Below are 25,659 nucleotides of genomic sequence, written 5' to 3'. Positions count from 1 at the left end.
TTGATCATTGCGCAAGGATCATTGCGAAGTAGCCGAACACGGTGAGCAAGATGCCCGAGACGGCATAGCCGACCGGGAATCCGATCCACGGCACGGAACTCTGGATCTCGACCGCGGCCTCACGGCACGGACCGGAGTGCGACCGCGCGCCGGCAACGCCGCCCATCAGCACGGCCGGGTTGATCTTGAAGACGTGGAAGCCGATGGCCCAGACGATGAACGGCGGGATCGTGCAGGCAATGAAGCCGACGAGGAATATCTTCAAGGCGACTGCACCCGTGAGCTGCGACAGCAGCCCCGCGCCGGCATTGACGCCAACGATGGCGACGAAGACCACGAGGCCGAGATCCTCCAGCACGTTGCGCGCCGCGTTCGGCGTGTTGCCGAAGAAGCGCAGACGCGACACGACCGACGACACGATCACACCCGACAGCAACAGACCGCCCGCGTTGCCGAGGCCGATCTTGGCACCGAACGCCGGGAATTCGATCTTGCCGATCAGGAAGCCGATGATCATCCCGACCGCCAACGTCAGCAGATCGGTCGAGGTGTTGGACCGGGCGATCCGGCCCCACATCTCGCCGAGCTCGTTGACGGCAGACTTCAAGCCGACCACGGAAACGATGTCCATCCGCTCCAGCTTGGTCTTGAGACCGGCCGGAATCTGCACACCGCCGCGCTCGACCTTGGTGACCTGCAGCTGGCCGGCGATCGCGGTGTCACGGAAGGACTCGAAGGTGCGCCCCACCATCTCCTTGTTGGTGATGAGGATGTCCGCCTGGTCCATGGGAATGCCGAGTGTCTTGGCATCCGAGACCTCCGGACCGATCAGGCCCATCTTCTCGGTGAGGTGCTCGGTCGAGCCGCCGAGGGCGACGATGTCGCCCTTCTGCAGCACGAGGTCGGCATCCGCGCCTTGCGGCTCGCCGTTCCGCCCGACGTTGACGATCCGGTATTCCGGATTTATCGAGCGGAACTTCGCGATGCTCATACCGACCGTCGCCGGGTTCTCCAGCCGGTAGGCCCGCAAACCGAACTGGCGATAGCCGGTCAGGCCGCCGCCTTCGAGATCCTTGACGCCGAATTCCCGCTCGTACTGCTTCGCGGCGGCCTTGGCATCGACGCCCCACCAGCGCGGCAGGTATTTGCAGATCAGGATGATGCCGACGGTGCCCCAGATGTAGGTGATGCCGTAGGACAGCGCGATCATGCCTGAGGCATCCTCAGGCTTCATTCCCTCGGGCAGCTTGACGACGCCCGACGTGATGGCCTGCTCGGCCGAGCCGATCGCCGCCGACATGGTCTGCGATCCCGCCAACATGCCGCCGGCTGCGCCTGGCGGGAGAGAGAACATCTTGGCGCCGATCACCACTAGCGCGAGCCCGATAACGCTCGATACCACCGCGAGGATGCAGAACTTCAGGCCGTCGCCCTTCAGGCTGTTGATGAAGGACGGCCCGACACGCAACCCGACGCCATACATGAAGAGATAGTAGAACAGACTCTTGGCGAAATTGTTCAGCTCGAGCTTCACGCCGTAGGTCGACGCCCACACCGAGACGCCGGCGCCGACCACGATGGCGCCGGCAACCATGCCGAGGCCATACCCCTTGATGCTGGCCCGACCGATATAGACGGCGAGGCCGACGACAAAGAACAGCAGCAGGTACGGATTCTGCTGCAGGAAGGTGAAAAACGCCTGCATGTTGGTCCCCTCCAAGACTTATGACGCAGCCTTGAGCTTGGGCTGTGCACTGGGCTTTGGACGTCCGATCTTCGCCAGGGCTTCGGACCGCACGAGCTTCAGCCCTTCCTTGGCGTCGTAGCCGTGGATCTCCTTCACATCGAGCTTGCGCATGAAGTCGATGGTCTCCTGCGTGATGACCTGACCGGGCACCATGATCGGGAAGCCCGGCGGATACGGGATCACGAAATTGGCCGAGACGAGCTCTGGTCCCGACTTGAGCCGGCGATCGATCTCGGGATCATTGAGGCGGATGTGCTCGCAACCCGCAACGTCGTAGGCCGCGTAAAAGCCGCTGCGAATGTCGCCTTCATTGGTCTTGCTGCCGGCATCGCCGCGGAAGCTCGGGTGGAAATGCGAGAAGTTGGGCAGATCAGGCACGTCGGTCATCAGGCTCTTGACCCGTGCCTCGAAGGTCTTCCTCGCATTGGCACCGCCCTGCGCCAACCCGCGATCGACCTCGCCCGCGATGTCGGCGAGGACGCGGATGAGATGCGCGACGTCGCTGCGGGTGTTGTTGATGTTGGACTGGACCAGGACCGAGTTGCGCGAGGTCTTGTTGACCTGGATGTTGTACTCATTGGCGAGGATACCCTTGAACTGGGTGCCGTCATAACCGGCCATGCCGCACACCAGCGTCATGCGGGTCGGATCGAGGCAGAACTCGTCCTCGTCCAGGCTCTTGAGGGTGTTGACCCAATTCACGCCCGCGGCGAGATAATCGGTAAAGCCGCTCTGGCGATACTGGGCAGGCACCATGGCGTCGGCGCCGAGGATGCGGAAATATTTCGAGATCAGCGGGTTGTTGTTGACCGCCTGGCGAATGGCAAGCGCGATCTCCATCGCATTGGCCACGAGGCCGTAACCTTCCAGCTCCATCTGCCGCCGCGATATATCGAGGCTGGCGATGAGTTGCTGGTTCGGGCTGGTGGAAGCGTGGGTGAACACGGCCTCCTTGAACTGCTGTTCGACCGTGTGGAATTCGACGTCCTTGACCGAGAGCATGGAGCCCTGGCGGATCGCCGACATCGACTTGTGGGTCGAGTTGGTCTGGTAGACCCGCAGCCGGATCTGCCTGGGATCGGGAATCAGCCGGGTCTTGAGCAGCATCTCGTCCGACGGGTTCTTGCCGAGTTCGGCCTGCTGCTTCTCATAGGTCGCGACCGACTTCGGGTCGTGCATCCACGCCTCGATCTCGTTCGCCGCCCCCATGGCGGTGCGGCGGCGCAGGAACGGCGAGAAGCGCGCGAAGCCGAACCAGGCCTCGTCCCAGAGGAAGATCAGGTCCGGCTTGATAGCGAGACATTCCTCCATCACCCGGCGGGTGTTGTAGATGTGGCCGTCGAAGGTGCAGTTGGTGAGGTCGATCATCTTGACGCGGTCGAGCCGGCCGTCGGCCCTGGCGCCGAGCAGCGCCTGCTTGATCGTCTTCAGCGGCACCGCGCCGTACATCGAGTATTCCGTCATCGGGAAGGCTTCGACGTAAAGCGGCTGCGCACCGGCCAGAACCATTCCATAGTGGTGCGACTTGTGGCAGTTGCGATCGACGATCGCGATGTCGCCCGGCGCGAGCAGCGCCTGCACCGCCATCTTGTTCGATGTCGAGGTGCCGTTGGTGACGAAGAAGACGCGGTCAGCGCCGAGCGCCCTCGCCGCTTTCTCCTGCGCCTTCTTGATGTTGCCGGTCGGCTCCAGCATGCTGTCGAGGCCGCCCGTGGTGGCGCTGCTCTCGGCCAGGAACAGGTTCGGCCCGTAGAATTCGCCCATGTCGCGGATCCAGTCGGACTTGAAGATCGACTTTCCGCGGGCGATCGGCAACGCATGGAACGTGCCGATCGGACGCTGCGCATATTTCTTCAGATTGTCGAAGAACGGGGTGTCGTAGCGATCCTGAATGCCTTCGAGGATGGACAGATGCAGCTCGAGGAGCTCCTCGACGGAGTAGAAGATGCGGCGAACGACGTTGGCTTCAGGGTTTCCAGCCAACTCCTCGACGTCGCGGTTCGAGATCATGTAGAGGTCGAGCTCGGGTCGGACGCGCTTGATGATTTGGGCGAGCCGGAGCGCGGAGGCGTCGGACTCGTCGTTGAGGCCGGCCGAAGCCGTGATCGAGCGCAGCACGGGTGCATTGTGGCGCGAGCGCAGCCCGAAGCCTTCGTTGATGATGACGGCCGCGATATTGGGATTGAGCATGGTCGCGCAGAATGCGTCTTCCAGGCTGCCGACGACGACGGGCTCATAGATGAAGCCATCGATTGGACGCCGCAACTTGCGCCATTCGGCGGCGAGCGCCGGCCACTGACTTGACGACACGCCGGTCACGATCAGGGTTTCGAAATAGGGCCGGCGTGCCGTATGCGCACCGAACGTCGGTGGCACCAGCTCGGGCGTGTCGCCATTACCATCATCCTTCGCGCTCCAGTCGCCGGCATGCTGCCGGAAAGACCGCGTCGCAAGTGCCTGGGTAATCCGCGTCGCAAGGGCCAGCGACGTTGCCCCATCGCCTGCTGAGGCCGCTTCCCGCAGTGCCGCCATCAGGTGCAGGCCAGGATAGCCGTAAAACTCCTCCGTCACCGCAAGATCGGCCAGTGCCGTATCGTAGACCGCGCGATTGCCGACCCGAGCCCACGCCTTCGCGGCCTCCACGAGGTCGCGCCAGTCATCCGCCCGCGCGCCGGGCCCGGAGAAGAACTGATCGATGCGCTTTTGCGCCGGCTTGGTGTCCTTGGACATGTGTCTCTCCCGATCCTCGGCGGTGCCTTGATGGTCACTCGATGGTCATTTGATGCCAATTGGGCGAAGATGAGCGTGATCGTGAGTTCGGCGCCGGTGGCTCCATTGATCCAAGTCAACGGTCGGGCGCATTCTGGCGAGACCGTCGGCCGCAGCGGTCATTCGCATTGCAACACGCCCGCTCAGGCCGTCCGCTGCGCCGTCACGGCCTGCTCGTCGCCGAGGACGCTGTCGAGCGATCGCAGCCACTGGCTGCTATCCGTCCTCTCCGCCAGCCCTTCCGCCCGCAAGAGGTCGCGGAGCTGCGCGTGTGCGCCGACGATGGAGAAAATGACCTTTCGCGCGGCGAGCTCGTCGTAGAGGTCGTGCAGCATGCCCGCGCCGGCGAGATCGATATAGGGCGAAGCCGAGAGGTCGCAGACCACCAGCCGGATCCCGGGCGCGCGCCGAAGCGCGATCAGGACGGTATCGAGGATCGTCTCGGCGTTGATGTAGAGCAGCGAGGCTTCGGGCCGGAACGCGATGACGCCGATCAGCGGCTCGACGTCTGCGTGCCTTGAACTGTCCGAATAACGGCCGCTGCCGGGCAAGCGGCCGAGGAACGCGACGTTTGGCCGCGAGGCCCGGGCCAGCAGCAAAAAGATCGAAGCGATCGACGCCAGCAGCACGCCTTGCAGGATTCCGAGCAATAGCACGGAGACCAGCGCAATCGTTGCGGCGTAGAAATCGATCCGGCTGACCTGCCACATCCGCACCAGCGCGCGGACGTCGACGAGCTTGTAGACGGCGGCAAAGACGATGGCTGCAAGCACGGCCTTGGGCAGGTTGGTCAAGAGTCCCGTGAAGAACAGAAGGCACAGCCCGAGCGTCACCGAGCAGATCACCAAAGCGAGCGGCGTCCGTGCGCCGGCGCTGTCATTGACGGCCGATTGCGACAGCCCGCCGGCAACCGGATAGCCATGGCCGAAGGCAACGACGAGGTTCGCTGCCCCCAGCCCCAGGAACTCCTGCCGGACATCGAGGGGATAGCCGTGCTTGGCGGCGAAGCTGCGGGCGGCCGAAACGCCCTCGATATAGGCCAGCAGGATACACCCTGCGGCGAGCGGGAAGAGGTCGTCGAAGTCCAGCAGGCCGATCGTCGGAATGCCGAGGGCCGGCAGACCTTCCGGTATCTTCCCGGTGACGGGCACGCCGTACGCCGGCAGGCCGAGCAGCGTCGCCGTCCCGATCGCGAGCGCGACGATGGTGATGCCGACCGGTTTGCCCGGCAGCAGCCGTTCGCCGAACAGGAGGAGCAGCAGCGCGACCGCGCCGACGGCGAGCACGAGCAGGTTGACGGCTCCGAGCTGGCCGGCGAGCTTGATGGCGCGGTCGAAGAAATTGTGGCCGCCGCCGGCAACGCCGAGCAGGCTCGGCAGCTGGCTCATGATGATGGTGAGCCCGGCGCCGGCCTTGAAGCCGACCAGGATGCTGTCGCTGACGAGGCGGACCAGCACGCTCAGCTTGAACAACCACGCGATGAAGCACAGCACCGCCACTGCAAAGGCCGCAAGGCTTGCGATCTGCGCATAGCGGATCGCATCGCCTCCGGCCAGCGCGCCGACGGTGCCCGCGATCATCAGGGAGATCGCCGAGGTCGGCCCGATCGCAAGCTGCCGGGACGAGCCGAGCAACGCATAGCCGATGCCGCCGAGCATATAGCCGTAAACGCCGATCTGAGGCGGCAGGCCGGCCAGCGCGGCATAGGCGAGCGAAACCGGGATGGCGTAAGCAGCCAGCGTGACGCCGGCGACGGCGTCGGAGGAAAACCACTCTCGCCGGTAGGCGCCAAGCCAGCCGGCCGGCGGGAACAACCGTATCCATCCAGGTTCGGACGGCGCGCTCATTGGACGGCCCTCTGATGCGAAGCTTCGCAGCGCAGCAAGACGACCAACAGCGCGACCACGGGAATGCCGAGCGCGAGATCCGGAATAGCCTTGGTGGCGAAGGCGCCCACCGCGGCGCCCAAGCCGAACACCGCACACAAGGCGAAGAAGATGCCCGAGCGGCGCAGCGTGCCGAGCGGCGCGCCTCCGGCGGCGGCCTCGAAGACCGTCTCGATCGCCTGGCGCATGTTGCCCGTGACCATCACCGTGCTGCAAACAACGCCTTCGACCCTGGTGAAGATCGCGGTCTGCATCGCGGCGACGAACGAGATGCCGAGCGTTCCAGCCAGATCCGGCAGCCTGTTGTGCAGGATGCTGATCGCGATCAGCAGCAATATCTCGAGCAGGGTGCTGATTGCGCTGGCCCGCCCGCCCGCTACGCGGCGCAGCCATGCGGCAATCACGATACCGGCCGCAAAGGCGAGAAGCGGCGGCACGAAGTGAAGCGCCTTCGTCCAGTCGCCAGCCGTCGCATAAACCCAGAGGAAGATCAGGTTGGCCGTCTGGGCATTCGCCATCACGCCGTGGATGATCCAGGTATAGGCGTCGATATAGCCGCCCGCGAACGCGAGCAGCAGAACGATCTCCACCGTTTCGTCGCGGCGGATCGCGCCGGCTGCGAGGTCGAGAGCGCTCATGTTGACGATGCCGACTGTCGCGAATTCCGCATCGTCCGATAGGCGGGGCCTTGCCGCTCGCAGGGCTTGATCTGGATCAAGCAACGCCCGCGATTTCCCGACTGAGATCACGGCAAAGCGCATGGGGAGATGCGACATGGATACCGTCAGGTGGATCATCTCCACCGCTCCCGAAATCTTTCTGCTGCTGGCCGTCGCCATCGGCACGATCCTGGGCCGAGTCCGGATCCGCGGCTTCGCCGTCGGGACCACGGCCTGCATCCTGATCGTTTCCGTGCTGCTCGGACAGCTCGGCAGTTTTGCGTTTCCGCCGCTGCTCCGCGTGATCCTGTTCAGCCTGTTCGTGTTCACGATCGGCTACCGGTCCGGGCCCGAGTTCTTCGCCTCCTTGAGCGTCCGCACGCTCGCGCAGGTCGCCATGGCGCTGGTGCTGGGCGGCACCGGTCTGGTCGTCGTCCTGTTGTTTGCCCACGGCTTCCGGCTCGATCCCGGCACCGCTTCGGGGATTGCGGCCGGAGCCTTGACGCAATCGTCGGTCATCGGCACCGCCTCGGGCGCACTGGCCCAGCTCGGCCTGTCCAAGGATGTGCTGAGCCAGCAGGAGGCGAACATCGCGGCGGGCTACGCCGTGACCTATGTGCTCGGCTATATCCTGACGCTGCTGTTCGTCCCCTTCGTCGCGCCGAAATTGATGCGGATCGACCTGAAGGCCGAGGCAAAGAAGCTCGAGGCGGAGCTTGCCGGCGGCGAACCGCCCAAAACCGAAAACCTCTCTTATCGCAAGTTCCAGGCCCGCGCCTATCGCGTGACCGCGGGCGCCGGGCGCACGGTCAAGTCGATCGAGGAGGAAATCGGAAGCCGCACGGTGGTCGAGCGCATCGTCCGCCAAGGCTCGGACATCGAGCCACATTTGGAGACCGAGCTCGAGGCCGGCGACGACATCGTCATCGCCGGCCGCACCGCGGTCATCGTCGCCGCCAAGCCGATCATCGGCACCGAGATCGACGCCGACGAAATCTTGAAGGCCGTCCCGGGCAACGTGCTGGAGGTGCTCGTGGACAATCGCCATCTCCACGGCCGCTCGATCCAGGAGATCGCAACGCGTGTCGGCACCGACGCCCGGGGCGTCTTTCTACGCGCCCTCACCCGCATGGGCCGCGAGGTTCCCTTGAGCGCGGACACACGGATCTATGTCGGCGATGTCATGACGCTGGTCGGCAGCACGCGCAACATCGAACGTGCGGCAAAGGCCATCGGCCAGATCCTGCGGTCGGGTGATCGCGCCGACATCGCCTTTCTTGCCGCCGGCATTGCGGCCGGCCTGCTCGCGGGGCTCGTCAGCTTCAGGATCGGCGGCGTCGCGCTCACGCTCGGCGGTGGCGGCGGCGCGCTGATCGCGGGCCTCGTCTGCGGCTGGCTGCGGTCGCGCAAGCCGACCATGGGCGCATTGCCGCCGGCGGCGCAACAGACCCTGAGCGATCTCGGACTCGGCGGCTTCATCGCGGCGATCGGGCTCGGCAACGGCGCCGCGGCCTGGGCCGCGATCCAGGCCCACGGGCTGTTTCTGGTCGGCATGGGTCTCGTCATCACGCTCGTGCCGCTGATCGTCGCGACGCTGTTTGCCTTCTATGTGCTGCGCATGAACCCGGTCGTGACCTGCGGCGCACTGGCCGGCGCCATGACCGTGGATGCCGCGGTGACCGGCGCGTGCGAGGTGGCCGAGAGCCAGACGCCGGTCCTTGGCGTCGCCGTGCCATATGCGGTCGGAAACGTGGTGCTCACGGTGCTCGGGCCGATCATCGTCGCGGCAACCTACAGCGGATGACGGAGACCCATGATGCGGCGACCGGCCAGATCGGTGCTGGGATGCTTCGCGGCCATCTTGTTCGCGTGGGCCGCCTTCGCCGCGACCGCGCGCGCGGAGGATGACCTCCGCATCCAGGAAGAGATCTGGGCGCTGCCACTAGCGCTTCCGATGTTCGCCTATCTGGTGCGTCCCGTCGGCGACGGCCCCTTCCCGCTCGTGATCATGAACCACGGCGTCTCGCTCAACCCGATCGACCGCAGCTTCTTTCCGCTGGTCGAATTCCGCGACGCCGCCCAATGGTTCGCAAGGCGCGGCTACCTCGTGGTGGCGCCGGTCGGCTCCGGCTATGGCGCAGCCGCCATCGACATTCCCGAGCGCGCGGTCTACGGACCGTTCTTCTCCAAGATCGGCAAGTGCAGCAATCCCAATTTCCACGACGCCGGGCTCGCGGTCGCCAAGGTCGACCTCGATATCATCGACTATCTGGCCGCCGAGAAGCGCATCATCCCCAAGGACGTGATCGTGATCGGGCAGTCCGCCGGTGGCTGGGCCTCGATCGCCTTGTCGAGCATGAACCCGCCGCAGGTGAAGGCCATCATCACCTTCGCTGCGGGCCGTGGTGGACGCGTCGGCGGCAAGCCGAACAACAACTGCGCCCCCGACAGACTGGTTGAGGCCACCGCGGATTTCGGCCGCACATCGCGTGTGCCGATGCTGTGGATCTATATCGAGAACGACACCTTCTTCGGGCCGGACCTGTCGAAGCGCATGCATACGGCCTTCACCGCCGCCGGCGGCCGGGCCGAGTATCACCTGATGCCGCCGTTCGGCAATGAGGGCCATTTCTTCATCGGCTCGAGGGATGCCATCCCGCTCTGGTCGCCACTGGTAACGACGTTCCTCGACGCGCTGAAATAGATGCCAGATCCGGAGGCCCAATCATGACCAATGCCCGTGACGGCCTTGCCAGTCTCCTGCTTATCGCCATCGCCGCCGCCACGGCGGCGCCCGGCCATGCCGCACCGAAGGGTGCCCAGGCCGAGAGGCCGGCCGAAGTCGCCACACGTGGTCAGCGTGAAGCAAAGGACATCAGCTACGGCGGTTGGCAGAAGCTCTGCTTCAAGGCAGGCGGCGCGCCCACACTGTGCCGGACCTCGATCACCGGCCAGTTCGCGACCGGACAGACGGCGGTGCGCGTCGATCTGATCGAACGCGAAGACGCCGCCGCGGCCCGGCTGCAACTGTTCGTGCCTGTCGGCATGTACCTGCAACAGTCGCCGAGGTTGAGCGTCGACCAGGGCGCGCCCTTCCGCCTGCCCTATACCTGGTGTCTCACCAATCTGTGCATCGCTGCCGATGTGGCGGCGCCGAAGATCATCAGGGAGATGGAGTCCGGCAAGACCCTGACGCTTGAACTGGTCGATTCGAACCTTCTCGCCATGACGACTTCAATTCCCCTGGCGCAGTTCGCCACCGTCCGCAAAGGGACGCCAGCCAGGACGCTGGAGCAGGATATCGACGAATGACGGGGCGAGTTGATCTCAGGAGATGCCGGCGCGTTCAATGGATCCGATCAGCGACTCCGCCGTGAAGGGCTTGGTCAGATAGGCGAGGCAGCCGGACCCAAGCGCCGCAGCGCGGTTCGCCGGGCTGTCGTTGCCGGTGATGTAGATCACCGGCGCGGTGACGCCCTGCTCGGTCAAGCTTCGCCGCACGTCGATGCCGGATTTTCCACCAAGATCGATGTCGAGGACGATGCAGATCGCGGTGTGGAATTTGTCGTGTTGGAGCAAGGCCCCCGCGGACTCGAATAGCGCGGCGTCGAAACCGTGGCCGCGCAGCAACCTGTTCAGGCTGGCCCGCATGGACGGATCGTCATCGACGACAAAAACGGACCGGCATAGCGGCAAGGCGATCTGCCTTTCCAGGAGATGAACGAACTGAGAGCGCTGCAACGGCGGTGGGATACTGCATCCGCCTGCACTGCGTTGCCGACCCGGCGCCCGTGCATCATTGCGCACGCCTCGCCGTGCACTGTCAACACGCCTTGATACTGTCCTTTGGGGCAATCACACCGTGGAAACCGGGCTTGCGGTGAAGAAGCAGCTAATCCTCGTTCGTACCGAGCATTCCGAGCCGTTCCGCGATCGAAACGAGTTCCGCAAGCGAATGTACCTGCATCTTCTCCATGACCTGATGGCGGTGTGCTTTCACGGTGCGTTCGGTCGTCCCGAGTTCATGCGCAATCTGCTTGTTGATCCGGCCGCGCACGATGAGATTGAACACCTGTCGCTCGCGATGCGTCAGCGTGGCCAGATGGGTACAAAACGTCTCCAGCTTGCTGCGCTGGACGCGCGCCGTCCGCTGACCTGCCAGAGCGCGCTCGATCGCATCGATCAACTGCTCGGAGGATATCGGCTTGGTCAGGAAGTCTTCCGCACCCGCCTTGATCGCCCGCACGGTGGTCGGCGTGTCTGCATGCCCGGTCAGGAAGATGATCGGCAGCGTCGAGCCGGACGCGATCAATCGCGCCTGCAAATCGGGGCCGCTCAATCCAGGTATGCGCACGTCGAGCAGAATGCATCCGGCCTGCTCGGGATCCAGCGCAGACTCCTCCAACTCCAGTGCCGACGCATAGGTCGCGACCTCATAGCCGGCGAGCTTCAGACGCCGTGCGATCGCGGTCCGAAAGGACTCGTCGTCATCAACCACGTGAACGAGACCCGACACCTTCAACCTCTCGGCCAGTTCCAGCGAGGACCATTGACGTCCTCTCGCTCGACAAAGTCGTCTTCAACAGCTTCAGAACCGAAATATCTGCTCCAATGAACCAAATCCTCGCAGCAATAGCGCTTTCTCATTCCGCGCACCAAGCGCCAGAGCTGTCCCTTGGTACAATGAACCTAGGGACAATGGATTGGAATACCGCCTTGGGCGTAAATCAACCCGGCGGGAGCGGAACAGCGCGGCGCATTCCCAGTAGCGAAAATACTTCGTCGGACGGACCAAATTCGGCGATGAGCTGAGGACCTGGCCCATGTTTGTTCGCATCACAACCGATTCCGCACTGCGTCCCAATTCCCTCCGTGACCTCGGCATGACCAGCGATTCAAATGCGCTCGTCAGTTTAAGCGAATTTTCGTACAGAAAAGGCACCGAGATTTACGGCGAGAAAGAGCCCGCCAAATATGTCTATCAGGTCAAGGCGGGCGCGGTGCGAAGCTACAAGCTGTTGTCGGATGGTCGCCGGCAGATCGGCGCATTCCACCTCATCGGCGACATCTTTGGGCTCGAGAACGGTGGGGAGCATCGATTCACGACGGAAGCGGTCGTCGACACCACGGTGCGCCTGATCAAGCGACAAAGTCTTGAATCAGTGGCCGAGAGCGATGCCATGGTGGCCAGAAACCTGCTCAGCATGACCACGAACAATCTCCAGCACGCGGAAGACCACATGCTGTTGCTCGGCCGCAAGACCTCGCTGGAGCGGGTCGCGGCGTTCCTGCTCGAGATGGACAAGCGGCTGACGGCGGCGGGCGTCATCGCGCTCCCGATGTCGCGACGCGATATTGCCGACTATCTCGGCTTGACGCTGGAGACCGTCTCGCGCGCTCTGTCGCGCCTGCACGAGCTCGGCATCCTCGGGTTCATCGGCAACACCCAACGGCAGATCGTGTTGCTCGACCGGAATCAGCTCGCCAGCCTCGATCTGCATCCTTGAACTGGCGGAACATCGGTCGCGGTTGCCGGAGATCCGGGGCGCCGTTCGCCGCGCCCTTCATGGCTGGCGTGAAACTGGGCCAGGCGCTTCAGTCAGTCCAAGATGCTCGAGCGTCTTGCGCAATACCTCGAAAAGAATGGCGGCGGACCAGCCGAACAACAGCACGCCATTCATGGCGGTGAACGGGCCGATCAGCCGCCATTCGCGCACCGGCGTGATGTCGCCATAACCGAGCGTGGTGTAGTTGACGAAAGCGAAGTAGAGCAGGTCAGTGTCGGCGGCGGCAGCCTGGACGATGCCGTAGGTCGCAGCCCACATCAGGATTTCCAGCATGTGCGCGACCTTCAGCACCACGGCGGTCGCGATCATGACGCCCATCAGGTGCAATTTCGGTCGCTCGGAGTGACGCAAACCCGCGCTGCGCGCGATCCCGACGGCGACGACCGTTACGAGAGCGTGGAGTCCGATATTGATCATGCTGACCAGCGTGCCGGCGAGGAACTGTAGCATCATGGCAACCCACCCGCCCTCAATTTGCCCCAGGACGTCTTACGTCCCCGCCAACCGATGCCAAAGGTCCGCCCGTCGACGCGCCGTCGCGTCTTCCCCTCGCCGGCTACGGCGAAGGCCTGGAAATTGACGTTAGCGAGCACGTGACACTCGCGCCGATCGGCCATGGCGGCGGTTGATCTAGGTCAATGCTGCTTCAACGCCGCCCGCGAGATCGCCGGTGCCGATCCGGCCGGCGAGAGTTGCGACAGGACGGGTGGGGTTGGTCAAGTCGGCGGAAAATTACCGGCGACTGAGCCTTACGGCTCTTTGATTGCGAGACGCGCGATGTTGAGCTGGTGAATCTGGCTGGTGCCCTCATAAAGGCGGAGAGCCGCATGTCTCTCTACCAACGCTCGATCAGCGCTATGCGGAGATGGTTGCCAAGGCCCGCCAGCATGGCTGGATCGACACCGAGCGACACGCGGTTCGGGCTCATATCGAACGAGCGCCCTAAACCATCATTATGACGTTAGCAAACGAGCCAGGCGTGATCTCAGTCGCGCTTGAGCCCGATCGACTTCACGATGGGAGCCAGTCGGGCCAGCTCGTCCTCGACCAGGCGCTGAAACTTGTCGGGACCTGAATCGACGTCCGGCTCCAGACCTTGCGAACGATAGTTTTCCTGCAACCGTGGATCTGCCATCGCAGTACGGGTCGCAGCAGCGATCCGCTCCACGATCACATCCGGGGTCGCTCTTGGAGCGAACAAGCCGAACCAGCCGGCATATCTGAGGCCCGGCATGCCGGATTCGATCACCGTCGGAATGTCCGGCGCGCCGCTCAGCCGCCGATCGCTCGTCACGGCGATCAGCCGCAGCTTGCCCGCATGGTGCAATTGCAGGATCTGGCTCGAGACCACGGCAACGACCGACGAGATCTGGCCACTGACGAGGTCGTTGGTGGCGGGGCCCATGCCTCGATAAGGAACGTGGACAAGGTCCGCTGCAACACCGGATTGCTGCCTGAACATCTCTCCGATGAGATGATTGCCGGTGCCCACCCCCGGAGTGCCATAGGACAGCCTGCCCGGATTGGCTTTCGCAAAAGCTGCCAGCTCTCGCAGGTCCTTCACAGGCAAGGAAGGATGAACCGCGAATGCCAGCGTGCTGGTGATCAGGCGATAGACGGCGCGGAAATCGCGAACCGTGTCGTAGGCAGGCTGCGCGGAGGACAACGGAATCATCACCTGGGTGCTGCCATTGCCGAGCAGAAGCGAATAGCCGTCGGGTGCGCTCTGCGCCACCGCGGCGGAGCCGATCGCACCGCCGGCGCCGCCGATATTCTCGACATAGATCGGCCCCAGCAGCGAGGTGATCCTGTCGGCCCAGGGACGGCCGATCTGATCACCGGCGGCACCAGCCGTATAGGGAATGACCAGCCTGATGGGACGGGAGGGATAGTCGTCGGCGGCTGCACAGCCGGGCCATGCGGCCAGCGCCATGATACGCGTCGCCGTATCGAGCAGTTCTCGGCGTGAAAGGAGGGACATCTTCTGCGTATTCAGGACCGTCGCGGTCATCTTACACGAATGAAGGTCCTTGAAAAATCCGCTCGGGGAGATCGCTGCCCTGCACTGTGCAGGCGACAAAGCGCCGCACCATCGCTATTCGCGTCCTCAGCAGCCGCGGCAGATCGATCCTTCGAGCATCTTCTCGAGTTGGGCGTCGTCCTTGTCGATTGTCGGGTCCGTGCCGAGCAACGGCCCCTTCGTCGCGCGATGACCGCTCTCGGACGATGGCAGCGCCGTGCCGAGCGAGTTCGTCCCCGGCACGGCGGCACTCGAGCCGAGCGCCCCGCCGTTCGTCATGGACATGTGCGAACCAATGCCGCCACGCGCGGACGCCGCGCCTGAGAGAGCAAGGCAGGCGACGATGCAGAGAAACGAAAGCTGTCTCATGGTCCACACTCCACATGTTGCATGACTTGTCATCTAGAACTGGACGCCGCGCGCAAACTGACCATGCACGATCGCGCGATCAATTATGACATCGGTGACAGACCTCCGTTTCGACGGCGCACTAGCAATCATCGACGGCGCGGCCATCGCTGGCATTCGATCATCGTCTCGCAAGAGTGATGCATGTCCAGCGAGCTTTGCTGACCGCGCTGCTTATATGGCTTGGTATAGAACACACTTCCGGAAACGCCACCAGCCGAGCAGCGATCATCGCCAAGCGACTCTCCGCGCACACCAAGAAATGGAGAAGCGCTATGAGTGCATTCAAGATCCTGATTGCCGCGACACTGATTTCAACAGCGACGGCATCGTCGGCGTCCGCGGCCTGGTCCTTCGCCGACCAGGAGCCCGCTGCCTTTGCCTCGATGTATCCCGATCGCGACGTGCTGAATGGCGGCGCGTTGACGCCGGCGGGACGCATGGGGCTCGAACGTCCCGGCGGCGCCGCCCCCGTGTTCGGCGCGGTTCACGTTCATGACCACCACTGGCGCCAATGAGACAAGAACGATGTCTCGGGCGCGACCGATCGGAAGCGACAGTCCTTTGCTGAAATCCCCGGCATCCATGCGTGACCATGACTTCATGCAAAGACGAAAATGATCGTTCGATTGATACTGCCCATCCGACGTTCGCATCCACATGTCTGGCCGGCGAGCCGAGGCGTTCCCGGCGTCGCTTTGTCAAGGAGACCTGCAAGACTACGCTGAAACTCTTTTCCGCCGGCTTGATCGCCGCAGCCATGGTTGCCTCCCCCGCGATGGCTCGCGAAGGCAATACGAACGCGCGGCGGACGAATGTCGACGCCTACGCCTCGACGCAACGTATTCCGGTCACTGCCAAGCGCGGCTGCGTGAGGGCTCCGGACGTCGACGCCTACGCATCCGCGCCATGGCGCCGTCCGCCCTGCGAGCCGACATCCGGCTACTGATTGCGCGCGCTGGACGACGCCCCCTCGGCACAAGGCAACTGCCGGCGCTGAGATAAAAGGATCGTCACGCGGTCAGGAGGCTTGTCTGCCTCACGGATGGAAGGAAGAATGGCAACTTTCCCTGATGCTGCCATTCTTCCTTCCGGGAACGACACATATCAAATCGTTCGCTACGTCGCTGCCGCCGCCCAGCGAAGTGCCGGCCTCAAGGAAGAAGACTGCCGCGACCCAGCAGTTCGACGCGGCACGGCTTCCGTCAGCATCCCGTCGGCGGGATCGGCGACACTCCCGGCGTTGGCGCGGCACCCGACGCATTGGCCGGTAACACTGTCGCAGGCGACGCCAGGTTCATCGAAACCCCTTCCATGCAGGCGGAGCTGTTCGGACTAGGCACGACGGCATTTGGATCAATGCCAGTGCCGCCGGCCCCGCTGGTGTCCTCCAGGATCGTCCCAGGCACCGGATTGGCCGGCACTTGCGGGATCGAGAGCGGCAGAGACGCAGCACTCGTCGTCTGCCCTCCAGGCGTTGAACTGCAGGTGACTGTCGTTCCCGCTCCCGCGGGCGCAGCCGCAGGAATTGTCCCCGTGGAGCTGCTGATCTGCCCCATGACCGGAAGTACTGGAGCCACACTGCCCGGCATCGGCAGGCCCGTGCTCGACACGACCGGTATCGCCGGCGCCAATGCCGGAGAATTCGACGGCGGCGCGCAGACAACAACCGTACCCGGCGTCGTCGGATTAGAGGCGAGCGGAACCGGCGCCAGCGTCGTATCGGGTGCGCCGGGCTCGGTCGTTGCGGAAAACGGGCCAGGGCTGTTGAGCGGCGAGATGACGACAGCCCCCGGCACGGTTGGAAGACTCATTGCCGTGCTCCCGGTCGTTGCCACCTGGGCGTCGCTGGGACAACAGCCCAGCTGCAGGACAATCAGCGCGGCGGGTACGATCCGGATCATGCCCGTGCCCCTAGCTTGCGTCCTGCTTGCGAATGGCGACCTTGCTGCCCTCCGCCAGATTGATCGCCGGATTGAGCACGACCTGCTCGCCAGGCTGCACGCCGTCGCGGACTTCGACCGACGTACCGAAATCCCGCGCGATCGACACCTTCTGCAGATGAACGGTGCCATTCCGCACCACCACGACGTGAAGCCCGTTTTGATCGAAGACCAGCGCATCGGACGATACCGTCATCGATGGGGTCTTGCGCGGGATCGACAGCTCGACCGTGCAATAGATGCCGGGACTTAAGGCTCCATCCGGATTCGGGACGTCGATCTCGGTCAGCAGCGTTCGGCTTCCCGGCTGCAACGCGGTTGCGATGCGCGTAACTTTGCCCGGAAACGTCCGGTCCGGAATCTCGGGGACGCGGATCTCGGCATCAACGCCCGGCGCGACTCCGAAGGCTTCGTCCTGTGGAACGAACACCTGCGTTCGGATCACGTTGGCATGCATCAGCGTGAACATGAAGGTCGATCCGGCCTGTACCAGGCTGCCATTGTCCACATTACGTTGCGTGATCACGCCGTCGAACGGCGCCACCACGCGCTGGTACGCCTTCTCCTGCTGAAGAACGCGAATCTGCGCTTCCTGCGCCGTGATATTCGATTGGGCCACATTCACGGCCGCCTGCTGGGCACGCAGTGTGAGACGGTCGTTGTCACCCTGCTGTGCCGTCAGCCAGCCCTGCTTGACCAGATTGCCATCCCGCGCATTGGTGACGTCGGCAAGCTCCCGGCTCGCCTGCGCCTGCTGCAGCGAGGCCTGGTTCTGCGCCAGCGTCGCCTGGGCCTGCGCGATCTGCTGGTCGAGCTCCGGCGCGGTGATCTCCACGAGAAGGTCGCCCTTCCTCACTCGATCGCCGATATCCACGTAACGCTTCTCGATATAGCCGCTGGCCCGCGCGAAAATGTTTGCCGCCTCGAATGCCGTCGTCGCCGCAGGCAAGGTGACCTTCATGATGTCGCCGCTGGGGCGAACCGTGGCCACCCGAACCTCCGGAACGGCGGTCCTGCTCTTCTCTGTCACTGCAGCGACGTCGCGCGCGGCCTGATAGTGCCGCCAGCCGCCGATACCAAGACCGCCTGCGAGCAGCAGGAGCACACCACCTCCGAGCAACACGCCGCCGTAGCGGCGCTGCGGCCGCCCGCCCCTCCCGGGCAATTCCACGATCCGGCAGCTCTCTGCATCAGATCGGTCCCTTGCGTCGTCATCATTAGTCCGCGCGCCAACATCGCTCATTTCGGTATCTCCTCGAATACGCCGTGATGAGGCCTGCCATCGTTGCGCTTGCGCAGCATGGCGAAGAGATAGGGCACGATCAGCAATGTCGTCGGCGTTGCAAACAGCAGCCCACCAATAACGGCACGCGCGAGCGCCGCGTTCTGCTCCTCGCCCGGGCCTCCGATCGCCATCGGGATCATGCCCACGATCATCGCGGCGGCCGTCATCAGGACCGGACGGATTCGCGTGCGACCCGCGCTCAACGCAGCCTGGAGGGCCGATTGCCCCTTCAGCTGCTCGTCACGCGCGAAGGTCACGAGCAGGATCGAATTGGCGGACGCGACGCCGATCGCCATGATCGCGCCCATCAGCGAAGGCACGTTCAATGTCGTTCCCGTGATGAACAACATCGTCACGATACCGCAGAAGGTTGCCGGCAGCGCCAGGATGACGACGAAGGGATCGCCGAAGTTCTGGTAGTTCACGACCATCAACAAATAGACCAGGATGGCAGCAAACAGCAGCCCGATCCCGAGATCGCGAAACGACTGATGCATGCTCTGGATCTGGCCCAGGACCTGGATCGAATTGCCGGGCTGGAGCTGCTTCTGCAGCGTCGCGGTCACCCTGTCGATATCGGCTGCGACGCTGCCGAGATCGCGGCCCTGGACGCTCGCATAGACGTCGAACACCGGCTGGACATTGGCCTGGTTCAAATTGGTGGGCACGGTGCCCCGCTTGAACGTTGCGACGTTGCTGAGCAGGCCCGGGACTGTCTGCCCGCTTGCAGCAAGCGAGGCCGAAACCGGTGTGTTACCCAAAGCGTTGAGCGAATTGGCCCTGTATTCGGGGGTCTGCACAGCCAGATAGTACGGGATGCCTGACGTCGGATCGGTCCAGAAATTGGGCGAGACCTGGGCGGACGAGCTGAGGCTGACATTGATGTTTGTCGCAACCGTGCTGGCATTGAGCCCGAGCTGCGCAGCGCGGGTGCGGTCTATGTCAGCGTAGAATGCGGGAGCGTCGACCTCCTGCTGAAGATGCGCATCGACGATCCCGGGAACTGCCGCCAGGCTCTTCTGCGCCTGCTTTGCGACCGCCAGATTGTTGGCGCCGTAGCCGGCCGTCCGGACGTCGATCTGCGCCGGCAGGCCGAAGTTCAGGATCTGCGTGACGATGTCGGCCGCCTGAAAATAGAACAGATCCTCGGGAAATGCGGATGGCAGCACCTGGCGCAACTTCTTGACATAATCCGCGGTCGGCCTGTGTCCGTCCTTGAGCGACACGAGGATGGTGCCGTCGTTCACCCCTATCGTCGAACCGTCGGTGAATGCCAGATTATAGGGGCGCGCCGGCAGTCCGATATTGTCGACGATCAGTGCCCGGTCCTTGTCCGGAATGACTTCGCGGATCTTGTCCTCGACCGCCTGGAAGATCGCCTCCGTGTGCTCAATGCGGGTGCCGGCGGGTGCGCGAACATGGAGCTGGATCTGACCACCGTCGATCAAGGGGTAGAAGTCCCTGCCGACGTAGATGAACATGACGCCCCCGAGAGCCAGCATCAGCGCGGCCACCACCGGGACGATGCTCCGGCGCCGAAGTAAAACCATCAGGAGATCGGAATAGCCGTCGCGCAGCCGCTCAAATCCACGCTCGAACATGGTGGAGGCCCTCGCGAAAATCCCGGACGGACTCTCGTCCTTGGAATGGCGCCGCTCGCCCTTCAGCAGCAGACCGATCGTGATCGGTGTAAGCGTCCGCGACAGCCCGTATGACGCCAGCATCGCGAACACCACCGCCAGACCGAGCGGAGTGAAGAGGTACTTGGCCGGTCCCTGCAGGAACACCACCGAAGTGAACACGCAACTGATCGCGAGCGTAGAGACGAGCGTCGGCACCGCGATTTCGGCTGCGCCATGCAGCGTTGCGTCCGACAGCGGCATCCCCTCCTCCGTCCAGAGCCGATGCGTGTTCTCGATCGTCACCGTCGAATCGTCGACCAGTATGCCGACCGCAAGCGCGAGTCCCCCCAGCGTCATCGTGTTGAGGGTCTCTCCCAGAAAATGCAGAACAACGAGCGAGGACAGCATCGCGAGCGGGATCGAGATCAGGACGACGAGCGTCGACCGCCACGATCCGAGAAACACCAGGATCATCAGCGCCGTGAGGCCCGCCGCGATCGCGCCTTCCCGCAGCACGCCGTCGACCGAATGGGTGACGAAGACAGATTGATCGAACAGCTCGTTGATCTTCAGCCCGGCAGGTGCCGAGGCCCGAATCGACTTCAAGGCGTGCTTGACACCGTTGACGACCGCAAGTGTCGAAGCGTTGCCGTTCTTGATCACGCTGAGCAGGACCGAACGATGGCCGTCCTCGCGCACGATGTTCTGCTGCACCTGTGATCCATCGCGGACCTGGGCAACATCTTTCAGCAGGATCGTGGCGCCATTCGCGAACTTGACCGGGATCATATTGAGATCCTTGATCGAGGCCGGTGTCGCATTGGTCCGGACGGTGTACTGGGTGTCGCCGATCTTCGCCGTGCCTGTCGGCAGCGTCAGGTTCTGGGTATTCACTGCATTGACGATGTCGAGCGGCGTCAGTCCGCGCGACAGCAGCTTGCTCGGATCGATGTCGACCATGATCTGACGATACTTGCCGCCCGCAGGCGTTGGCAGCGTCACCCCGGGGACAGGAGCCAGCTGCTGCCGGATCCGGTAGATGCCGAAATCGTATAATTGCTGTTCGTTCAGCTTGTCGGACTCGAGGCTGAGCTGCAGCACCGGCACGCTCGAGGCATTGAACTGCACGATGACCGGCGGCTGAATACCCGGCGGCATCAAGGCGCGGATGGCGTTCGTCGCCGAGACGATCTGCGAGATCGCGAGATCGAGGTTGACGTCCGGCTGGAAGTAGATCTTCTGAACCGACAAGCCGTTGAGCGTCTGCGCCTCGATGTTCTTGATGCCGCTGACATTGGCGCTGATCGAATACTGGCTGTACGTGCTGACACGCTGCTCCATCTCCGGAGTGGAGAGGCCGGTGTAACTCCAGATGACGGTGACGACGGGAATGCGGATCTCGGGAAAGACGTCCGTCGGCATCGACCAAATCGCGATGCCGCCGAGAAACAGGATCAGCGCCGCAAGCACGTAGAACGTATGCGGAAACCGCAGCGCGAATCGAACAATTCCCATGATGACTTCCGCCTGAAGACGATTGCGCCTAACTTCGAACAGATGATGACGAGCCGGCATCCGTTCAAATGAAAACTAATTCAGGACGTCTTGCCGGAACGACTGCGCTCGGCCGCGTCCATCACCGGTTCTCGATCGCTCAGAGAGACGTGAGTTCTTCCGGTGCGGATTCCGTAACGCCACGAGAATAATCACGCGGCGCGGGAGATACGCGTCCGCGCGATTCGAAAGCGCACGCCGCATTCTGCGCCGCCAGTACCGCGGCCCGTCTGACCCTTGCGAATGCGCAGATCTCGATCTGCCGGACCCGCTCGCTCGAGATGGAGAGTTCACGACCAAGCTGTTCGAGTGTGCGGGGGTGCTCAGCCAGCCGCCTCGCCTCCAATACGCGCCGCTCGCGCTCCGTAAGGACATCGAGTGCCAGGCGCAACGCGCTGGTGCGACGCTCTGTCTGTTCCTGCTCGGCGATGACCGTCTCGGCGTCGATTGCATCGTCAACCAGCAAGCTCTGCCACTCGGCTCCCTCCTCGTCGCATCCAACGCGCGCATTCAGCGAGAGGTCGCCGTTCAAGCGGGAGTCCATCTCGATCACGTCGCGCGTCGCAACGTCGAGCCTCCCGGCAATCATCCTGGCAGCCTCCAGCGTGAGGCCCGCCATCTCACCGCCTGTCGCTCTCCTCATCTCGCTGCGGAGCCTGAAGAACAGCTTCCTCTGGGCCGTCGTCGTACCGATGCGGACCAGTGACCAGGACCGCAGGATGTACTCGTGAATGGTTGCTTTGACCCACCACACTGCATAGCTGGAAAACCGCGCGCCGCGGTCGGCCTCGAAACGGGATGCCGCGATCACCAGCCCGAGATTTGCTTCAGCAATGAGATCAGCCAGCGGAAGGCCATATCCCCTGTAACCTCGCGCCAACCTGGCTGCGAGGCGGAGGTGACTGGTGACGAGCACGTTGGCGGCGTCAGGATCCCGCGTTTCCTGCCAATGACGTGCCAGCCGCTGCTCCTGATCAGGCTGCAGCAGATCGTATCGCCTGATGGCTGCTGCGTAGGCATTGACCGCGCTTGCCGACGCAGTTCGGCCGAACGTCGAGGTCTTGTTTCTCACGATCACGTGACGAGTTTGCATCCGCTGCTCCCGCGCTCGAACTTGGCGAGTAAGCGTAAGAGGCCTTCGCGCGGAGCTGCCACTAAATTGGACTTGAGAATCCTGAATTCGTTTTCAGGCATCTCGACTTTCCCCGTTCGCGAGCCACGCATCACCGCCGACGTCACGTCCGGTCAAGCCTCGCGTGACGCGCGATCTCGAGGTGCTGGGGCGCGGTCCCTTTGCTCCTGTCGAGACAAGGATCTCGACCCTCCCTCCGGGGGGCGGGTAAATGATCAGCCTGAAACCGTGAAGCTTGACGATGGCAGCCACCAGGCTCAGTCCCAGTCCTACTCCGGGCGTGTGGCGCATCTTGTCGGAACGATAGAAGCGCCGCAGCACGGCCTCACGTTCCTGCTCGTTGATGCCAAGCCCGGTATCGCTCACGCGCACGAACGCGGTCTTGTCGGTCGACACCAGCTCGAGCCTGACCATTCCGCCCGCGGGCGTGAACTTGACGGCATTGTCCACGAGATTGGCGACCGTCTCGAATAGCAGGTCGCGATCGCCCCATACCTGCACCTTGCGATCGATGGCGACGCCAAGCGCGACGTTCTTGTCTTCGGCAATGGGCTCGTAGACGTCGCAGACCTCGCGCAGGATCTCGTCGAGCGCGACATCGCCGAAACCGGCCATCCGGCGGTTGTTCTCGATCTCAGCCAAACGCAGCAACGCGGTGACGATTGCGAGCGACTGATCGATCCCGGCGACCGCCTTGTCGACGACCTCATGGAGTTGCTCCAGCGTGGCCGCGTGCGTGCGGCCTCTCTCCAGCGCCAGCCGGGCACGGGTGAGCGGTGTCCTGAGATCATGAGCAATGTCGTTACCGACGCCAGTCAGGGCGTTGATCATCGTCTCCATTTCGTCGAGCATCCCATTGACGATGCCGGCCAGCCGCGCGAACGGATCATCCACATTGTCCTGTGGTAAACGCTCGCGCAGATCACCGGCCACGATCCGTCGGACCCGCTGGTTCACTTCCTCCACGCGCCTCTGGGCACGGATGCTCAAGCACGCTCCGGCCAGCAGGCAGAGGCAAAATGCCGGCAGCAGGCCGAGCGCGAGAGCCTGCCCCACGACACTCGATATCTCGCGCGTCTCATCGACATTTCTCCCCATGACCAGGATGGCTCCGCCCTCCAGGCGCCTGGCCGCCGCCCTGACAACCGGATCGTGGTCAGTCGATTGCGTGATGCGATCGAGCCGCACCCCCTGCACCACCCCGTCGAGCTCGAGCTCCTGCGGCACGCGCTGGATGTTGCCGGCAAGCCGGGCTCCGGCGACGTCGAACAGTCCCGCGTACTGCACGCCCCTGGAGTCCTGTTCGAGGTGATCGGTGATCGCGTTGACACGGCGGGCCGAAGGCAGCCTGGCCAGGAAGTCGATCTGCGTCGTGATCATCCGATCCGACCGGACGATCAGATAGTCATCGATCTTCCAATAGATGAACGCGAACAGCCCGACCACGAACAGCGCAAAGGCCGCCGCCACCGCCAAGGCCCAGAGAAACGTGTTCGAACGAATAAAGTGGAACTGGCGCATCGGTTCGACGCTCGATAGTCGTGCATGCTGCGCGATTTCGGGAGTGACCGCCGCAGCTATTGGCGCACGCGCAGCAGGAATCCCGATCCTCGAACGTTATGGATGAGTTGCATCTCCCCGGGGCCGTCGACCTTGTGACGGAGCCGGCCCATATGCACGTCGATCAGGTTCGTGGTTGCAGGAACGAATTTATAGTTCCAAACCTCCTCGAGCAGCATCGCACGCGTCAACAGCTGGTCGCTGCGACGCATCATGTATTCGAGCAGGCGGAACTCGCGCGGCAGCAGATCGATCTCACGCTCGCCGCGCCGCGCGGTCCGGTCGATCAGGTCGAGCTCCAGCGGCCCGGCGCGCAGTGTGGTTTCTCGACTGTCGGTCGGACGGCGCAGCAATGCCTCTACGCGAGCGACGAGCTCGATGAGCGCGAACGGCTTGGTGAGATAGTCGTCTCCTCCCATGCGCAAGCCGCGCACCCGGTCATCGACCGCGCCGAGAGCGCTCAGCACCAGGACGGGCGTTCCGACCTCGTCCTTGCGCAACGCCTCGATGACGGTCAGCCCATCCATTCCGGGCAGCATGCGATCGACGATCAAGGCATCTGGACATGACGAGCGCGCCCGATCGAGACCATCGATGCCATCGGGCGACCACTGAACCTCGAAGCCACGATCCGCAAGCTCGGCGATGACCGACTCGGCGGTCTCGGCGTCGTCCTCGATCAGAAGAATCCGCGTCATTGTCCCGGTCCCACCTCCTGGGAGGCGCTTCGGCCTGCGGCGACGAAGCATGGGTTCGGCGGCTCTTGTCGTCATATTCCACGCCCATTGCGCCCGAAGGCGCCGTGCTGAGCCTGCATGCGATGAACCGCTCGCCCTGCGGGGACATAGTCCGGCTCAGGATGGAACACCACTAAATTGCAATTCAGGAAGCCTGGGAGGCCGGCCAGCGACGATGCGCGAGCAGAAAGGTGTGCTGTGGTCGTGGTCATCTCCCATCTCCGTCCGGGACTCGCGATGCACCATAGATATGTTCTCGATGGGTCCGTCGTTACGCGCAAGGATGGGATTCTGCGGCGAACATTGCGGATTCGCACGATCGTCGCCGCCATGCGAATAGCGATCACGGGCCGTTGAACTCCGGTGAGCAATTCGTGCATTTTGTTGGGTCGCGATCGTCCGCACCTCCTTGGGGAGCCGGCTTGGTCTGCCTGCTGTCATCAAAGGAGAAGCCACAATGTCTACCCTCAAGCTCTTGTCGACCGGATTGATCGCAGTCGCCATGCTGGGAGGACCTGTCATGGCACGCGAACGGCATGCCGTCGTGCGGCCGTCCTCCATGGAAGCCAATCCGGCCGCATCGAACGCATCCCTCTATCGGGATGGTCGCGCCTGCGTTCCGGCGCCGCGTGTTGGCGCATTTGCGACGGCGCCGTGGACCGGCGACAACGTCCCGTGTGAGCCGGGCACCGGAAGCTTCTGATCGCTACGGCTTTTGCGGCCGACCGGGCACCTCGGTCGGCCGACCGCATCACCTTGCCGATCGGCCC

The 25,659-nt window shown here is 63.6% G+C and carries 21 protein-coding genes; 7 read left to right on the top strand and 14 right to left on the bottom strand.

All coding sequences use genetic code 11. The features are described 5' to 3' along the window. Positions 1-4: 4 nt before the first annotated feature. The 4 genes from XH81_RS26305 to XH81_RS26290 all read right to left on the bottom strand — a co-directional run bounded on the left by XH81_RS26305 (position 5) and on the right by XH81_RS26290 (position 7,040). Positions 5-1,705, bottom strand: coding sequence for an aspartate:alanine exchanger family transporter (locus XH81_RS26305; RefSeq protein ID WP_028142530.1), 1,701 nt, complete (start codon positions 1,703-1,705; stop codon positions 5-7). An 18-nt stretch (positions 1,706-1,723) separates the two neighbouring features. Further along, a complete protein-coding gene (locus XH81_RS26300; protein ID WP_028142529.1) occupies positions 1,724-4,477 on the bottom strand; it encodes a decarboxylase in 2,754 nt (917 codons plus the stop codon). Between the two features lie 182 nt (positions 4,478-4,659). Continuing rightward, positions 4,660-6,363, bottom strand: a complete 1,704-nt coding sequence (locus tag XH81_RS26295; RefSeq protein ID WP_028142528.1) for a SulP family inorganic anion transporter — start codon at positions 6,361-6,363, stop codon at positions 4,660-4,662. Continuing rightward, positions 6,360-7,040, bottom strand: a complete 681-nt coding sequence (locus XH81_RS26290) for a YoaK family protein (protein WP_028142527.1) — start codon at positions 7,038-7,040, stop codon at positions 6,360-6,362. The genes XH81_RS26295 and XH81_RS26290 overlap by 4 nt, the downstream gene beginning before the upstream one ends. Positions 7,041-7,176: 136 nt before the next feature. On the opposite strand from XH81_RS26290, the gene XH81_RS26285 reads away from it, so the two are divergent. From XH81_RS26285 to XH81_RS26275, 3 genes are read left to right on the top strand one after another with little or no spacing between them, the layout of a single operon-like run. Continuing rightward, positions 7,177-8,865 (top strand): aspartate:alanine exchanger family transporter, encoded by a 1,689-nt coding sequence (locus XH81_RS26285; RefSeq protein WP_028142526.1) that lies wholly within the window; start codon positions 7,177-7,179, stop codon positions 8,863-8,865. A 9-nt stretch (positions 8,866-8,874) separates the two neighbouring features. After that, positions 8,875-9,765 carry an alpha/beta hydrolase family protein gene (locus XH81_RS26280; protein ID WP_038974230.1) on the top strand — a complete coding sequence of 297 codons (891 nt, stop codon included), beginning with the start codon at positions 8,875-8,877 and terminating at the stop codon, positions 9,763-9,765. A gap of 23 nt (positions 9,766-9,788) precedes the next feature. Then, positions 9,789-10,373, top strand: coding sequence for an invasion associated locus B family protein (locus XH81_RS26275; RefSeq protein WP_028142524.1), 585 nt, complete (start codon positions 9,789-9,791; stop codon positions 10,371-10,373). 15 nt (positions 10,374-10,388) lie between these two features. On the opposite strand, the gene XH81_RS26270 is transcribed toward XH81_RS26275, so the two are convergent. Together XH81_RS26270 and XH81_RS26265 are read right to left on the bottom strand one after the other, a co-directional pair. Further along, complete coding sequence (locus tag XH81_RS26270) at positions 10,389-10,757, bottom strand: response regulator transcription factor (RefSeq protein ID WP_028142523.1); 369 nt, start codon at positions 10,755-10,757, stop codon at positions 10,389-10,391. A 196-nt stretch (positions 10,758-10,953) separates the two neighbouring features. After that, the gene (locus XH81_RS26265; protein ID WP_271596416.1) at positions 10,954-11,577 is read right to left on the bottom strand and encodes a response regulator transcription factor; all 624 of its coding nucleotides are present in this window, start codon (positions 11,575-11,577) and stop codon (positions 10,954-10,956) included. A 307-nt stretch (positions 11,578-11,884) separates the two neighbouring features. Between XH81_RS26265 and XH81_RS26260 the strand changes: the two genes are divergently transcribed. Then, a complete protein-coding gene (locus XH81_RS26260) occupies positions 11,885-12,568 on the top strand; it encodes a helix-turn-helix domain-containing protein (RefSeq protein ID WP_028142521.1) in 684 nt (227 codons plus the stop codon). Between the two features lie 57 nt (positions 12,569-12,625). Here the strand turns inward: XH81_RS26260 and XH81_RS26255 are convergent, their stop codons facing one another. The 3 genes from XH81_RS26255 to XH81_RS26245 form a co-directional block, all read right to left on the bottom strand. Beyond that, entirely contained in the window at positions 12,626-13,081 is a 456-nt protein-coding gene (locus XH81_RS26255) for a potassium channel family protein (protein WP_028142520.1), read from the bottom strand. Positions 13,082-13,613: 532 nt separating this feature from the next. Then, complete coding sequence (locus XH81_RS26250; protein WP_028142519.1) at positions 13,614-14,609, bottom strand: Bug family tripartite tricarboxylate transporter substrate binding protein; 996 nt, start codon at positions 14,607-14,609, stop codon at positions 13,614-13,616. Between the two features lie 126 nt (positions 14,610-14,735). Then, on the bottom strand, positions 14,736-15,017 hold the full coding sequence (locus XH81_RS26245; protein WP_028142518.1) for a hypothetical protein: 282 nt from the start codon (positions 15,015-15,017) through the stop codon (positions 14,736-14,738). Positions 15,018-15,331: 314 nt separating this feature from the next. On the opposite strand from XH81_RS26245, the gene XH81_RS26240 reads away from it, so the two are divergent. Further along, positions 15,332-15,574: a hypothetical protein gene (locus XH81_RS26240; protein ID WP_028142517.1), complete on the top strand. Its 243-nt coding sequence runs from the start codon at positions 15,332-15,334 to the stop codon at positions 15,572-15,574. 71 nt (positions 15,575-15,645) lie between these two features. Continuing rightward, a complete protein-coding gene (locus XH81_RS26235) occupies positions 15,646-16,005 on the top strand; it encodes a hypothetical protein (RefSeq protein ID WP_244439123.1) in 360 nt (119 codons plus the stop codon). A gap of 965 nt (positions 16,006-16,970) precedes the next feature. Here XH81_RS26235 and XH81_RS26230 read toward each other — a convergent pair. From XH81_RS26230 to XH81_RS26210, 5 genes are all read right to left on the bottom strand, one after another. Continuing rightward, the gene (locus XH81_RS26230; protein WP_028142515.1) at positions 16,971-18,242 is read right to left on the bottom strand and encodes an efflux RND transporter periplasmic adaptor subunit; all 1,272 of its coding nucleotides are present in this window, start codon (positions 18,240-18,242) and stop codon (positions 16,971-16,973) included. Continuing rightward, a complete protein-coding gene (locus XH81_RS26225) occupies positions 18,239-21,421 on the bottom strand; it encodes an efflux RND transporter permease subunit (RefSeq protein WP_028142514.1) in 3,183 nt (1,060 codons plus the stop codon). Before XH81_RS26225 ends, XH81_RS26230 begins: the two co-directional genes overlap by 4 nt. A 139-nt stretch (positions 21,422-21,560) precedes the next feature. After that, complete coding sequence (locus XH81_RS26220) at positions 21,561-22,553, bottom strand: RNA polymerase factor sigma-32 (protein ID WP_080670186.1); 993 nt, start codon at positions 22,551-22,553, stop codon at positions 21,561-21,563. A gap of 93 nt (positions 22,554-22,646) precedes the next feature. After that, entirely contained in the window at positions 22,647-24,113 is a 1,467-nt protein-coding gene (locus XH81_RS26215; protein ID WP_080670185.1) for a sensor histidine kinase, read from the bottom strand. 56 nt (positions 24,114-24,169) lie between these two features. Further along, entirely contained in the window at positions 24,170-24,850 is a 681-nt protein-coding gene (locus XH81_RS26210; RefSeq protein WP_028142513.1) for a response regulator transcription factor, read from the bottom strand. 496 nt (positions 24,851-25,346) lie between these two features. On the opposite strand from XH81_RS26210, the gene XH81_RS26205 reads away from it, so the two are divergent. Further along, complete coding sequence (locus XH81_RS26205; protein WP_028142512.1) at positions 25,347-25,592, top strand: hypothetical protein; 246 nt, start codon at positions 25,347-25,349, stop codon at positions 25,590-25,592. Positions 25,593-25,659: the final 67 nt, after the last annotated feature.

The sequence above is a fragment of the Bradyrhizobium sp. CCBAU 25360 genome (assembly GCF_028128695.1).
Lineage (GTDB): Bacteria > Pseudomonadota > Alphaproteobacteria > Rhizobiales > Xanthobacteraceae > Bradyrhizobium > Bradyrhizobium ottawaense.
The sequence above is the reverse complement of the archived record's forward strand: the minus strand, read 5'-3'. Positions and strand labels throughout refer to the sequence as shown.

Coding starts and splice junctions, on each gene's coding strand:
- XH81_RS26305 (WP_028142530.1), bottom strand. CDS start 1,705: ATGCAGGCGTTTTTCACCTTCCTGCAGCAGAATCCGTACCTGCTGCTG.
- XH81_RS26230 (WP_028142515.1), bottom strand. CDS start 18,242: ATGAGCGATGTTGGCGCGCGGACTAATGATGACGACGCAAGGGACCGA.
- XH81_RS26295 (WP_028142528.1), bottom strand. CDS start 6,363: ATGAGCGCGCCGTCCGAACCTGGATGGATACGGTTGTTCCCGCCGGCC.
- XH81_RS26255 (WP_028142520.1), bottom strand. CDS start 13,081: ATGATGCTACAGTTCCTCGCCGGCACGCTGGTCAGCATGATCAATATC.
- XH81_RS26245 (WP_028142518.1), bottom strand. CDS start 15,017: ATGAGACAGCTTTCGTTTCTCTGCATCGTCGCCTGCCTTGCTCTCTCA.
- XH81_RS26280 (WP_038974230.1), top strand. CDS start 8,875: ATGATGCGGCGACCGGCCAGATCGGTGCTGGGATGCTTCGCGGCCATC.
- XH81_RS26225 (WP_028142514.1), bottom strand. CDS start 21,421: ATGGGAATTGTTCGATTCGCGCTGCGGTTTCCGCATACGTTCTACGTG.
- XH81_RS26205 (WP_028142512.1), top strand. CDS start 25,347: ATGTCTACCCTCAAGCTCTTGTCGACCGGATTGATCGCAGTCGCCATG.
- XH81_RS26215 (WP_080670185.1), bottom strand. CDS start 24,113: ATGCGCCAGTTCCACTTTATTCGTTCGAACACGTTTCTCTGGGCCTTG.
- XH81_RS26240 (WP_028142517.1), top strand. CDS start 15,332: ATGAGTGCATTCAAGATCCTGATTGCCGCGACACTGATTTCAACAGCG.
- XH81_RS26275 (WP_028142524.1), top strand. CDS start 9,789: ATGACCAATGCCCGTGACGGCCTTGCCAGTCTCCTGCTTATCGCCATC.
- XH81_RS26285 (WP_028142526.1), top strand. CDS start 7,177: ATGGATACCGTCAGGTGGATCATCTCCACCGCTCCCGAAATCTTTCTG.
- XH81_RS26250 (WP_028142519.1), bottom strand. CDS start 14,609: ATGTCCCTCCTTTCACGCCGAGAACTGCTCGATACGGCGACGCGTATC.
- XH81_RS26260 (WP_028142521.1), top strand. CDS start 11,885: ATGTTTGTTCGCATCACAACCGATTCCGCACTGCGTCCCAATTCCCTC.
- XH81_RS26300 (WP_028142529.1), bottom strand. CDS start 4,477: ATGTCCAAGGACACCAAGCCGGCGCAAAAGCGCATCGATCAGTTCTTC.
- XH81_RS26290 (WP_028142527.1), bottom strand. CDS start 7,040: ATGAGCGCTCTCGACCTCGCAGCCGGCGCGATCCGCCGCGACGAAACG.
- XH81_RS26220 (WP_080670186.1), bottom strand. CDS start 22,553: ATGCAAACTCGTCACGTGATCGTGAGAAACAAGACCTCGACGTTCGGC.
- XH81_RS26210 (WP_028142513.1), bottom strand. CDS start 24,850: ATGACGCGGATTCTTCTGATCGAGGACGACGCCGAGACCGCCGAGTCG.